Genomic DNA, 12,405 nt, shown 5'->3' with positions numbered 1-12,405 from the left:
GTCGGCCCCGCACACCAAGTTGTTCGTGCCTAAGCGAGCCGATCCGACCCCCGTCGACACATGGCCCCTGTCATCCGGTGTGGACTTCCAGTGCTGTGCGGATCGCGGATTCGAGGGCCCCTTCGATCCATGCGGGCTTGAGGGAAGTGTGGCAGCCCGCGAAGTGCAAGGGGCCCTCGGAGGCGGGGATGCCGGGGAAGAGTTCGGTGTGCTGACCGGGAAGGAGGACGGATGCTTCCCCGTAGGCGTAGGGGTCACGCATCCATGACTGGGTGCGGCCCTTTCCCGTGTAGAAGATTTCGGTGCGCTGGCCGTATACCTCCTGAACACCGGTGAGTGCCAGGGGGTAGCGCTCCTCGTCGTCGTAGGCGTCCCACTTCAGGGCGTCGTCGGACCAGGTGTAGGAAGCAAGCAGAACACCACCCGGACTTCCGGGAACGGGGTGGGAGGGTTCATAGATGAAGCGATTGGGATTGTCGGTGATCGAGCCGCCGCCGATGACCCGCGCCGCTTCGGGCTGGTTTCGCTGGGGGGAACGGTGCGCTGCGTAGTGGATGCGCTGGCGCTCGGAGACCTGGCCCTCGGGGACGGAGGGATGGGCGCCGAGCAACGAGCCGTCCGTAGGCGCTTTCCCGGCACGGTATGCCTCGTAGAGACCGGGGCGTACGGCGTCGAGTTCGCGTTTCCAGTCCCGTTCGCTGAACTCCCACCAGCGGCGTGAGAACTCCAGGAGCACCTTGGTGGCCGCGTCGTAGTGGAGTTCGGTGATGGCGCGCCGTTTTCGGTAGGAGATGGCGGGTGTGAAGGTGACGTGACGCAGCCCGGAGAAGGGCACGGTGATGATCGCCTCATCGCCGGTGAACACTTCGGTCACGGGCTGGCTCGTGCGGCTCTCGGAGACGGTGTGCACAGTGACGCTGCCGGCCCGGTGGTCGATGCGCACGGCGCGCCGGTCCAGGTGTACGAGATCCCTCACCTGCTCGTAGAGGGCGTCGACGAGAGTGGCGGTGCCTCCGGGCAGCTCGTAGAAGGCGGTGCCCGGGCTGATCAATGCCGCGGAGAGGAAGCTGTGGAGGAAGGAGAGATGCAGGCGCGAGGTGAGGTTCTGGACGGTGCCGATCAGGTCGATGGTGTTCTCGTCGAGTCCGGCTCGTTCTTTGAGGTAGCGGTACATCGACCAGTGCCCGTACGTGTGGAGCACTCTCGCCCAGCCTTCGACGAGTTCGCGGCCGCTCTTGCCGTCGACCAGTGCCCTGGCCGGTGCCAGTGCGGCGCGCAGCAGGTCGGCCGCCGGCGTGTTCTCGTGTCGCGCGGGGACACCGAAGGAGCGGTTGATCCGCCGGGGCTTGTCCTGATAGTCGGAGCGGCGGGCCCGGATGCCGTTGACGTGGATCCATGTGCGGTTCGCGGGCTTCCCCGAGGCGTCGATGTCGATGAGGTGGAAACGGCGACGCTCGAGGCCGAGCGCTTCGATCAGCCCGGTGACCAGAGGGTGGCTGTCGGGGATCCGCATCGCTCCGGCCTCCGCGTACTGAGCGGGGTCGGCGAACGGCTGGTCGGCATTCTCATGGCCACCGGTGCGGAACGTCTTGATGCGCCCGCCGACCCGGTTGGCGTTGGCTTCGAGCACGGTGACGTCGTGCCCGGCCTCGCGCAGGAGGTGGGCGGCCACCATGCCGGCCGGGCCGGCCCCGATGACCAGAACCTTCCTTCTCCCGCCCCCACGGGGCAGGCCCTTGCCGAGCAGGATGTCGGTGTACGCGGGGGTGAGGGGCCTGTTGTCCTCGTCAAGGACGAGGATGGCCCGGGCGAGTGCCAGGCAGGTCCGCCAGTCGGCGCCCCCGGTCGGCGCGGAGGGTGCGGCCAGGGGCGCGAGAGCGGACGCGGCGGCCGCCTGCGGGGCGGAGCCGGTGAGTCCGGCAGTCAGGGTGGTGCTGCCGGCCGCGGCCATGACGGCGCGCCTGGAAGGCTGTGCGTTCATGGTCACAGCCTCGCCCGGCGACCGTGTTGTCCCGGCCGGGACACCGCGCCAGAGAGCGCAGGTCACCCGGTCGGACACACATCCTTCCCCACAGGCCTGACTTCGGGCAGGATCCTGCCCGGCACCCGGGCCGACCCGCAACGCAAGAGGCCGTGTTCCTGGCCTTCTCGCTTCTTGGGAGCCCGAGCGGCGCAGGGCACCCCCCCCCGGCGCTCAGGACTCGTCGCGTGTGCCGGCCGACAGAATGATGATCTGGTCGCCCTCGGTGTAGCTGACGCGTTCCGCCTTGTCAGGGTTGATCAGAACCCCGTAGTCGGGAGGCAGTTGGGCCCGGGCGCGGATGCGGTGACCGAGGGCGATCTCACCACACCGGGCGGCCGCGGCGGTCACCGTGAAGAAGTCGGTGTCCGCCCCGGCCCGTACATAGCAGGCCATGGGACGCAGGCTGATCTGGACGCCCCGCGGTCCGAACAGCTCGTCGAAGATCTGGCTCAGTCGGGGGTTCTCGGAGAGCTGGGCGAGGCACAGGCTCACCAGCTCGCTGCTCACGATGAAGTCGTCCGCCTTCGCCGCCCGGGCCAGGGCGCGGTTGCGGTCGTCGGCGATCTCCGTGGCCAGGGAGAAATCGTGGGAGTCCCGGGCCGCCAGATCGCGTAGCTTCAACAAGGTGGTGAGGGTACGGGCATCGGAGCCGCGGGGGTCCCGCTCGTTCGGGCAGACGACCATGACGTGGTCGTAGGCGCCGAGGCCGGCGGACTCCAGCACCTCCCGACGGGTGGTGTCGGCCTGGCGGAAGGACACTTCGGGGACGCTGTCGCCCGCGCCCGTCAGCGCTTTCTCGGCGCCGGTGAGGTCGGAATCGGCGATCACGTCCACCCGGGATCCGGCAGGCAGCTGCGTCTGAAGCTGGCGGACGATGTCGGGCGCGTGTCGACTCCAGCCCACCATCAGTACCCGCCGCCCCGGCCGCTCGGGGACATCGGGGGGTGAGATCGCCGTCTCGTCGACGACGGGCACCGTTTCGGACAACACCACTGTGCCGTCGTCCTCACTGATGGCGACGATCTGGTCCTGTGCGCGCAGCACTGTGTCGTGGCGGGGGTTGAGCCGTACGCGGCCGGACGCGTCCATCAACCCGATCACGCACGAGGTCCGGTAGGCCGCCAGCGTTTCACCGAAGGTCCGTCCGACCAGTTCGGGCTGCGGCTGCATGTAGATCTCATCGCCTTCGAAGTCCAACAGGTCGGTATAGACCGCGGACAGCCCACACTGAAGGCTCATCTGCACCATCAGCCGGGAGATGAACCCCTGAGCGCTGATGACATGACAGGTGGCACCGCCGGCCAGGCGCGCCACGGACAGGTTCTGTGCCTCCTGGACGCTGGCCACGATCACCGGTGCGGCACTGTCCCCGCCCCGCCCCCGAGGTTCCTGGCTACTCCCCACGGCCAGCAGCGACTTGACGACCGCGATGTCAGGATCGTCACCCTCTGGCGGGATCACGATGATCGAGCGTGCGGTCGAAGGATTGACGATCGCGATGTCGACCGGGTCGGTGGGGTCACCGCTGCGGCACACAACTCTGGTGGTCGCGGTATGTCCCACCCGTTCCCGGATCGCGGCTTCCATCTCCGGGCGGTCCTTCTCCGCGAGGATGGCCACACAGGCACGGCGCCGGCTGCGATTGGCCTCCACCAACTCGCCGAGCACGGTGTAGACATGGGGAGACCAGCCCAGCACGACCGTGTGCCCGTTCTCGACGACGGCCGAACGGCCGCGGCGCAGGCGGGCCAGCTGGTTCTGGAGCCCCGCGCTGATCACCGGGATGAGCGTGCTCATCAGGAAGATCCCGCCGAAAGCCATCAGCGCCGCAACGGCCAGGAACGGAGCCGGACCCCGGTCCCTGGCAATCACCGCTGGGCTGATGACCCGCAGGAAACCGGACCACAGCCACGACTCCCCACCCTGCGAAAACGCCTCCGTCGGAGCCAGCAACAACAGCAGCGCCCCATTGAGCAACACGAGTACACAGCAGGCAGTGGCCAGCACTCCGATGAGTGCCGGCGTTCCGCGCGCCATGACATTGTCGAATCTGTACTGCAACCGCTGAAGCAACGTCGCCCCTCGACCTCGGCCCCGGCCCGCGTCTCTTCCGCCACCCGAGCTCAGCCCAGCTTGCGCCCCACCCCGAGGCTTGATCATTCGGCATGGGCACGATCGCCCGCTCGGACCATGTCGTTCATCCATCCGGGCCCACACCGACGGCCGAGAGGGCCCTTGATGCGCTACCTGACGGCTCTGGAAACGTTCGACCGGCACTTTCCCACGCCGATGAGGTGAGGCCGGCACGAGGCCACAAGGGTGATTGTCACACCGCAACGGAGACAGCAGGCGCGTTCCTTTCCGTGGGAAATGCGGTCCTCGTCGAGCATGGCGGCATGCGTATCCGCTGGAGGAAGGCGTTGGTGTGGCCTTTGCACGCATCCGCACTGCTGTTTCTGGCCTGCGCTGTCGCGGTGCCCGGTGGAGGACGCGCGAAGGCCGACGGCGCGGGGAACGGCGGCCTGGCACTGCAAGTGAACGTCAACACCCGGCCGGGCACCGGGGCACTGCATCCCGGCATCCGGGTCGGTGACCCCGTTCACAAGGTCTACCGCCTGATCAATCGTACGGGGGCCGACCTGTTGAACGTGCGGGTGACCGACCCCGCCCTCCCCCGGGGCGTGGCCGTCAACTGCGGGGGACGGCACTCGGTGGCGATGCTGCGTGGTCTCAGCTCGGCCACGTGCACGGCCGAGACGCGGGCCGCCCCGGGCGTCCAGGCAACGGACGTCACCGCCGTCGGTGCTGTCCGCGCCATGAACACGGAGTCCCGGGCCCGCGCACGGGCGGGATACCGGGGGGTCGGAGGAGTCCTGGCCCTCGTCCAGACGGTCGAGGTGGCCCCGCAGCGGGGCGTCATCCATTACGCGGTGACGAATCGGGGCGACCTCACCGTTCACCAGGTCCGCGTCAGTGACGCGCTGCCGGAGGCGAGGGCCGTCGACTGCGGGGCCGGCCGCCCGGTGGTGCCACAGATCGCTCCCGGGCGCTCCGCTTCATGCCGTTCCATCGCTCATGCGGCACCGGGCATCTACGAGAGCAGGGGCTTCGCCGAGGGCAACGACCTCACCCGGACGCTGGGACGTACCGGCGCGCTGATCCCTCCCCCGCGCCTCACGGCACACTCCTCGGTGCGGTTCACCCTGTGGGCCGCTGCTGTTCGGCCCCCGCCTCCCCCTCCGCCCGAAGCCCGGACCGGGCAGCGGACCGCTCCTGTTCCTCCCGGCGCGCGACCTGTCCCCGCAGTGCCCGAGCCCGGCCCGCTCCCCGTTCCCCCGGAGGCCCGGCTCGCGCCACCGCGTCTCTCCGTCGCGCCCCCGGGGATCCCACTCACCACGCCGGGTCTCTTCCTCGCGCCACCAGCGGTGCCGCCCGCGCCGCCCGCTCCGCCGGGGCCGCCGCTCGCCCCGCCGGCTCTCTTCCCCGCTCCCCCAGGTGCGGTCCCGTTCGCACCGCCGGGTCTCTTCCCCCTGCCTCCGGGCGCGGTCCCGTTCGCGCCACCGGGTCTGACGCGACCTCCAGCGGCTGCGGTCCGGCCACCGCTGCTGCAGCCAGTGGTCCCGCCGCCTCTCCTGGACCCCGATACCTCCAGCGTGACACCGGTGCGCCCCGAACACACCGCCCAAGATGTGGAGCTCCTGGACCGCCTCTATCGTCCAGGACACGGGCCCACCGGGACCGGCCTGGTGGCCCTCCTGTTCCTGATCGTGTTTCCGGCGGTCCTGGCAGCAGTCCTGCTCGGCTCGCGCCTGAAGTGACGTACGGACGCCCCGGTAGCCGCGCCGTACCCAGAAGGAGCGCTCATGACCGAAACGATCGCGCTGGTCCTGGGTGTGTCCATGCTCGCGGCCGCGAGCGTGCTCCTGCGTCACCGCTACTGGCCGAACGACGACGCCGAGCCGCGGGAAGACGTGGCCGAGTACATCGCGATGATGGTCGGCGTCTTGTACGCGTTGCTGCTGGGACTGTCGCTGGTGTCGGTCTGGGAAGGCAGGTCCAGCGCGGAGGAGCACGTCCAGAACGAGGCGAACGCGGCCCACGAGATCTACCAGCTCGCCGAAGGCCTGCCCGGGGCCGACGCGGTGCGCCTGCGCAAGAGCGTGACGCAGTACGTACACCACGCGGTGCGCACCGAGCTCCCGGCCATGGCGGCAGGAGAACCTCCGGGGCAGGAGGGCTGGCGTCTCCTGCAGAATGTGCGCACTGCGAACCGGGCTCCCGCCGACGCGAAGGCGGTGGAGCAGGTCACCGTGCAAGAGGTGGCCAACCAGGTCTGGGTCATGGGTGACGCGCGCCGGGGCCGAGAAGCTGACGCACGTAACGGTCTGTCACCGGTCCTGTGGTTCGGCCTGCTGAGCGGCGGACTGCTCACCGTCGCCTTCATGTTCATGTTCGGGATCCAGCGCAGCGTCTCCCATGTCGTCATGGTGATGGGTCTCACCGGCCTGGTCACCCTGACTGTTCTGCTCGTCTACCAGTTGGACCAGCCTTTCACCGGCCTCATGGCGGTCGACTCCTCATCTTTCAACCGGTACTTCCCAGGGGCGTAGCAGATGCGGTGGCGCGATTCGCTGTTGGGCCCGGGCTGCGCCCGCTGGATCTCCATGGCCGAGGCCCTCGGCCGGGGCGTCACCGACCGCCGCGTACCGACCGTGTGCGCCGGAGGCGGCCCCGGCGGCGAGCCCGAGCCGTCCCCCTCCGGCTCCCGCAAGACCCGAAGCGACCCTCGCGACCATGGCACCTGGAAGCCGCATCCGCCCGCCGACTCGAGTGTCGGTGTGGTGGATGGCCGGGCGGAGAGAACCGTCCACCCCGAACACCCCGCCGCCCAGGCGACGCCCACGCAGGGTGTCCAGCGCCTCGACGAGATCAGCCTGCTGGAGCCGGGCCACTTCTCCAACCACACGCACGGCGAGCTGTTCCGTGCCATGCGCTCGGCATTGGCCCCCGCAGCCGAGCAGCACCGCACGAGCCCCGGCTGGCTGAACACCGTCCTGGCCGAGTCACGCGGCCACGTATGCCCGGATGATCCGCGCCGACCACGCCCGCCGCAGCCTGCGCCTGCGTGCTGAGCGCCTGGCCCAGAGCGGACACACCGGCCTGACCACGTACCTGGCGGCCTTCGTCGCGCACATGGCGAAGGCGCTGCGCGTCTGACGGTGTGTCAGGCGACGCCGGTGCCGTCGGAGACGGTCACGGTGACCGGGGTGCCCGCCTCGACCGTGCGGCTGACCGTGCACAGCCGGTCGTGCGACGTCTTCACGGCCCGGGGCAGGATGGTGCGGGCGCGCTCCCCAGACGGACCGTCCGGGAACGTGACGTGGAAGGCGACCCCGAGGTCCGACATCCGGTTGCCGCCCTCGTCCTCGACCTTGGTGCCGGTCACGGTGACGGTGAACGCGGCCGGTTCCTCATGACGGCTCGTGGCGACCTCCACGTCGGCCGCGCTGCAACCGCCGATCGCCGCGAGGAACAACTCGACCGGCGTGAAGTCGGCGCCCTCGCCGGTGCCGAAGGTCAGCGTGCTCCCCCGGGCGTTGGTCGCGGTGAACCGGCCGGGGCCTGCCCGCTCGATGGTGACGGAACGCAGCGCATTGTCATTCATGCGAGGAGAGTACTGTCCCGCCGTCGCCGGCCCGGCGACATCCGCTCGCTCACGGGCTCCCGTCCGCCTCGGGAGACGACGGCGGCGATGCGGGCCCGGACGCGGGCGATTCTTCCTCGACCGAGGAGGGCGGCTGCGTGGCGGGCGAGGAGGGCGGCGCCGATGAGGAGGGCGGCAGGACCGACGAGGGCGGGCACGAGCTTGCCGGGGGTGCCCCGGGGGACCGCGCGTCGCACGGCGGCGTACTGGCCGTCGAGGTCGACTCGTCTGGGGACGGGGTGTCCGGGTGCCGTGAGGGAGGCCTGGTCGCCGGAGGCTTCGTCTTCTTGTCGCCGGTGCCCGTGTCGCCCTTGCCCCGGGTGAACCAGTCACCGCTGTCCGGGTCGTACACGACGAACCGGTTCACGATCTGGGTGGCGGGCGCCACGACCACGACGTTCGAGGGCCGGTATCCGGGCCACGCGTCGCCCGTCTGCCGCGGTGTGCTCTTCTGCGCGACGGGCGGCAGCAGCGGGTTGCCGCAGGCGCAGCGCACCCGCGGCACGCCGTGGTCGTCGACCAGTACCGCGGTGCCGGTCTGCAGCACGGCCTGGTAGCCGGTGGCACGGCCGTCGCGGTAGCCGTGGTTGGTCACGCGGGTGTCCAGCCGCAGGTGCACGGGCGTGAGCGAGCGCAGGTAGCGGGGGACGCCGGACGGTTCGATGTCGAGGACGGAGGCGAACGCCTTGTTCTTCGCCGGGTCCTTCTGGAGCGCGCCGACCTGCTTCTCCACGTCGCAGCTGCCGACCTTCCGCGTCCCGCCGTAGAGACCGGGCGCCGCGCCGTCGACGCCGCGCGTCACGTTGGCCGAGGCGGACGAGCTGGGCAGCTCGCTCGGGGAGGGTGGCGTGGAGCCCTCGCGGGCCGTCGACCGGGTGAAGGGGTCGGGCCCCGACTTGCCCGCGGGCTGGAGGAGGACCTCGCCGCCCGACTCCGACGAGCCGTCGGGGCGGGTGAGGACGACGGCCAGGATCACCGCGGCCACCACCGCGGCGGAGATCGCCGCGACGCGGGGCGCCGACTTCCACCACGGGTGACCTCCTCCGCGACCGGCACCGGGGCCGCTCCCGCCCGGGCCGTCGGACTCGCCGCCGCGGCCCCCGCCACCGGCCGGACCGCTCGGCGGGCCGCCGCTCGGCGGGCCCGAGGCCCGCGCACCACCCGGAGGCGGCGTCGAACCGGCGGGGCTCGCGCCCGCCTGGGTCTCGCCCGGCCCCGAGGGGCTCGGCTGCGAAGGACCCGAGAGCGGGCCCGAAGGGGGTCCTGTGGGGCGTCCTGACGACGGCGGTTCGACGCTCACGAACACTTCCCTGTGTAGGGGGATCGGCGACGTACCTTTTATCCCGGTACGCGCCTATTGTGTGCCCCGACGTCCGGGGACCCGCAAGCCGACGCCGGTCGGCCTTCCCGTAAGCCCTCCCGAAGGCCCTCTCGAAAGGCGGACCGGTCCCGCGCTGCTTAGCGTGGCACCGTGAGCGAGCAGACACCGCCGCGACGGTCCGGGGCGCAACGTGCGGAGCAGAGCCGAAGAGCCTCTCATGGCTGGCCCCATGCCCTCGCGGCCGTGCTCGCCTCCTTGGCGGCCATGGCCGTCGTCGCCGGGCTCGGCCTGTGGGCCGCGGGAGCCGCCGACCTGCCCGGCGAGGCGTTCCCGAGTGTCGTCGCGGCCGTCGTCGTGATGGCGGTCGGCGGCTCCGTCGGGCTCTCCGGCGACGCCGGGGTGATCGCCGAGACGGACGCGGGGCTCTCCGTGCTCCCGCTCTCCGTCAGCCTCGTCGGCGCTCTGGTGGTCGCCGCCGGGTTCCTCCGGCCGCTGCGGCACCGGGCCGTGGCCGACGTGCGGGAACTCACCGGCTGGGCCGCCCGGATCGCGGTGCTGTGGGTGCTGCTGCTCACCGGCCTCGGCCTGCTGGCCCGGCACCGCTTCGCGATCGCGCTCGGCGACGGGCCCGCCGGGGAGATCGGCGATCTGCTGGACTCCTCGCCCGAGGTCGGATTCACGACGGACGTGCCGCTGACCCTCGTCTTCGGACTGCTGTGGCTCGCGGGCGTCCTCGTCGTGGCACTGTCCGTCTCGCGCGGCGCCCCGCTCCCCGCCCGCCTGCTGCGCTTCCAGGAATCGGTGCGTCCCGCGGCGTACGCCATGGTGTTCCTGCTGCTGTCGTACGCCGCCCTGGGGCTCGCCGCCGGCCTCGTCGTGGCGGCGACCCGCGGCCATGCCGCCGAGACGTTCGCGGTGCTGCTGCTCGGGTTGCCCAACCTCGTCTGGCTCGCCTTCACCCTGGGGCTCGGCGCGTCCTGGGAGGGCCGGGTCGACGGGCCGTTCGGGCTGCCCATGCCGCGGGTCCTCGACGAGGTGCTGCGTCCGCCGGCCGATTCCACGCTCAGCTTGCGGACTCTCGCCGAGCACGACGGGCGGGTGTGGTGGCTGCTGGTCGTCGCGGCGGTCCTGGTGCCGACGGCGGCGTTCCTGATGGCGGCCCGCTCCCCGGCACGGATGCGGGCCTGGCAGCACGCCGTGCACATGGCGGTGGCGCTGGCCCTCACCGTGCTCGCCGTCTGTCTCCTGGCGGGCGTGTCCGCCCACTACGGGCTCTCGCTCCTCGGCATCGGAGATCTCGGCGGGGGCCTGTCCGGCCTCGTGGAGCTGCGGCCGCACCTCTGGAAGGCGCTGCTCCTGGCCGTTGCCTGGGGTCTGGTCTCTGGATTCCTCGGCGGGGTGCCGGCGCGGCGGGTCCATCGGCGGGGCGAGGTGCGGCCCGGGGCCTGACCTGGCGCGGGCTGTGCGGTCGGCCGTCGGGAGACCGGCCGCTCTATTCGGTTCTATTCGGTCAGCCGCCCAAAGACCGGCTGGGCCCAGCGGGGTGGGTCGGGGGGCGCGTCCGGGTGGGCCGGGGCTTGCTCGACGCGGCGGTCCACCCGCGTCGGGGGGTGGCCCTCCGCACCTCTGCCCATGGCCGCGGCCCGCAGCGTGGCGGCGAATTCCAGGCACGACCCGTACCGGTCCTCCGGGCTCTTCGCCAGCGCCTTCGCGAGGACCCCGTCGAGGCCGGGGGCAACACCCGGCCGCTTCTCCGTCAGGCGGGGCGGCTGGTCGTACTGATGGGCCCAGAGGAGGGCGATGTCGTCGTCGCGCTGGAACGGCGGCCCGCCCGCCATGGTCTCGTACACGACGCAGGCGAGACTGTAGACATCGCATCGGCCGTCCACCGGGCGGCCCGATATCTGCTCCGGCGCCACGTAGTCGAGGGTCCCGACGAACTGGCCCACGGTCGTGAATCCGGTCAGCGACAAGGACTTCTTCGTAAGGCCGAAGTCCGTGAGGTAGGCGTGCTCGGGGTGGTCGCTGTCCGTGCCCTTGGCGATGAGAATGTTGCCGGGCTTGACGTCCCGGTGGACCAGACCGTGGTCGTGCGCCGCGTCGAGCGCGGACGCGATCTGGGTGGCGATGCGGAGCGCGGCCGTGACGGAGAGCGGGCCGCCGCGGTCGAGCAGGTGGCGCAGATCGCTGCCGGGGACGTACCGCATGGCGATGTAGAGCACCCCGTCCGTCTCGCCGGCCTCAAAGACGGGCACGATGTGCGGGTGTTCGATCGCGGCGGCGACGCGTGACTCGTGCGTGAAGCGCCGCCGGAAGGTGTCGTTGCGGGCGAGTTCGGGGGCGAGCAGCTTGAGGGCGACGGTCCGGTCGAGGCGCAGGTCCCTGGCGCGGTAGACCACGGCCATGCCGCCGCGGCCGATCTCGCCCTCGACCCGGTAGTCCGCGATCCGCTGCCCGATCAGCTCGGAGGGCCGCCCGGAGTGCGGGCTCGGGCCGTCCTCGCCCGGCGCGGCCGCCATCAGGCGTCACCGGATCGGAGCGGCTGATCGGGTTCGTCCCCCTCGGGCGGGAAAAACGGGGCGGCTTGTCGGCCGTGCGGGGTGTGCAGTTCATCGACCACCTGCGTCTCCCCCGGCCCTACCGCCTCGCCCGCCACCCGCGTCGGCTCAGGCCCTGCCACCTCATTCACCACCTGCGTCTCCCCCGGCCCCATCCCGGCGGTCGAACGGTCGGTTCCGTCGGTCGGTTCCTGCGCGGCGGGGACGAGGCGGGTCGGTTCCTCGTCAGGCGGAGGGGAAGCGCCGAGGTCGGCGGCGGCTGCCCGTTGCGGTTCGGCGGCCTCGTGGTCATCGCCGTGTCCCTCGGTGGCGGGCCCTTCCGTCGCCGCGTACGTACTCAGCCGCCTTCCGTCGCAGTACACCCACCGCTCGTGGTCGGCGTCGTAGAGCCACAACGATTCGCCATCCACTACCACGCCCACCCGCAGCCCGTGCGTCCCGCGCCGGAAGGACTCGCCGTCGCCGCCGCCCGCCAGTTCCTCCGCCGCACTCCGGTAGCGGCCGAGGGCGTCCTCGGTCCTGGTCAACAGCGGACGCGGGTCCGCCGTGCGGGTCAGGGGGCCGCTCGCGCCCGGTGGATCGCGCGGCACGGCGAGCAGGAGCCGGCCGTCGACCCATGCCGACCAGCCGTTGCCGCACACGATCCGGCCCCAGTCGCCGAGCCGGTCGACCAGCTGCACGGGCAGCAGCGCGTCGAGGGGGGTCGTCGGACGCTCCACGTCGGGTGCCTCCCAGGCGGGCAGACCGTCCTGGGGAACCACATGGGTGGGGCGGAAGTCCGCGGGGGTCATCGCCGGCG

At 71.5% G+C, this 12,405-nt stretch carries 10 protein-coding genes and 1 pseudogene; 5 read left to right on the top strand and 6 right to left on the bottom strand.

Annotated elements, in window-relative coordinates:
- Positions 1–70: 70 nt before the first annotated feature.
- The gene (locus ACZ7DY_RS17355; RefSeq protein WP_471135927.1) at positions 71–1,981 is read right to left on the bottom strand and encodes a flavin monoamine oxidase family protein; all 1,911 of its coding nucleotides are present in this window, start codon (positions 1,979–1,981) and stop codon (positions 71–73) included.
- Positions 1,982–2,194: 213 nt separating this feature from the next.
- Entirely contained in the window at positions 2,195–4,084 is a 1,890-nt protein-coding gene (locus ACZ7DY_RS17350) for a CASTOR/POLLUX-related putative ion channel (RefSeq protein ID WP_471135924.1), read from the bottom strand.
- Positions 4,085–5,685: 1,601 nt separating this feature from the next.
- On the opposite strand from ACZ7DY_RS17350, the gene ACZ7DY_RS17345 reads away from it, so the two are divergent.
- The 4 genes and pseudogenes from ACZ7DY_RS17345 (at position 5,686) to ACZ7DY_RS17330 (ending at position 7,240) form a co-directional block, all read left to right on the top strand.
- Entirely contained in the window at positions 5,686–5,841 is a 156-nt protein-coding gene (locus tag ACZ7DY_RS17345) for a hypothetical protein (RefSeq protein WP_398303853.1), read from the top strand.
- Between the two features lie 45 nt (positions 5,842–5,886).
- Positions 5,887–6,633, top strand: a complete 747-nt coding sequence (locus ACZ7DY_RS17340) for a bestrophin-like domain (RefSeq protein ID WP_471135921.1) — start codon at positions 5,887–5,889, stop codon at positions 6,631–6,633.
- 15 nt (positions 6,634–6,648) lie between these two features.
- Positions 6,649–6,840 (top strand): annotated as a pseudogene (locus ACZ7DY_RS17335) (DNA cytosine methyltransferase); the annotation flags it as partial.
- A gap of 268 nt (positions 6,841–7,108) precedes the next feature.
- The gene (locus ACZ7DY_RS17330; RefSeq protein WP_471135918.1) at positions 7,109–7,240 is read left to right on the top strand and encodes a hypothetical protein; all 132 of its coding nucleotides are present in this window, start codon (positions 7,109–7,111) and stop codon (positions 7,238–7,240) included.
- A 7-nt stretch (positions 7,241–7,247) separates the two neighbouring features.
- Here ACZ7DY_RS17330 and ACZ7DY_RS17325 read toward each other — a convergent pair whose 3' ends face one another.
- A complete protein-coding gene (locus tag ACZ7DY_RS17325; RefSeq protein ID WP_471135916.1) occupies positions 7,248–7,688 on the bottom strand; it encodes an OsmC family protein in 441 nt (146 codons plus the stop codon).
- Between the two features lie 49 nt (positions 7,689–7,737).
- Positions 7,738–9,027 carry a DUF6777 domain-containing protein gene (locus ACZ7DY_RS17320; RefSeq protein WP_471135914.1) on the bottom strand — a complete coding sequence of 430 codons (1,290 nt, stop codon included), beginning with the start codon at positions 9,025–9,027 and terminating at the stop codon, positions 7,738–7,740.
- A gap of 171 nt (positions 9,028–9,198) precedes the next feature.
- Here ACZ7DY_RS17320 and ACZ7DY_RS17315 point away from each other — a divergent pair, with 171 nt between their 5' ends.
- Positions 9,199–10,497 carry a streptophobe family protein gene (locus tag ACZ7DY_RS17315; protein ID WP_471135912.1) on the top strand — a complete coding sequence of 433 codons (1,299 nt, stop codon included), beginning with the start codon at positions 9,199–9,201 and terminating at the stop codon, positions 10,495–10,497.
- A gap of 53 nt (positions 10,498–10,550) precedes the next feature.
- Here the strand turns inward: ACZ7DY_RS17315 and ACZ7DY_RS17310 are convergent, their stop codons facing one another.
- Both ACZ7DY_RS17310 and ACZ7DY_RS17305 read right to left on the bottom strand, forming a co-directional pair.
- Positions 10,551–11,567, bottom strand: coding sequence for a serine/threonine-protein kinase (locus ACZ7DY_RS17310; RefSeq protein ID WP_471135910.1), 1,017 nt, complete (start codon positions 11,565–11,567; stop codon positions 10,551–10,553).
- The gene (locus ACZ7DY_RS17305) at positions 11,567–12,397 is read right to left on the bottom strand and encodes a hypothetical protein (protein WP_471135908.1); all 831 of its coding nucleotides are present in this window, start codon (positions 12,395–12,397) and stop codon (positions 11,567–11,569) included. The genes ACZ7DY_RS17310 and ACZ7DY_RS17305 overlap by 1 nt, the downstream gene beginning before the upstream one ends.
- Between the last annotated feature and the right edge of the window lie 8 nt (positions 12,398–12,405).

The sequence above is a fragment of the Streptomyces sp. NPDC037013 genome (assembly GCF_055607265.1).
The sequence above is the reverse complement of the archived record's forward strand: the minus strand, read 5'-3'. Positions and strand labels throughout refer to the sequence as shown.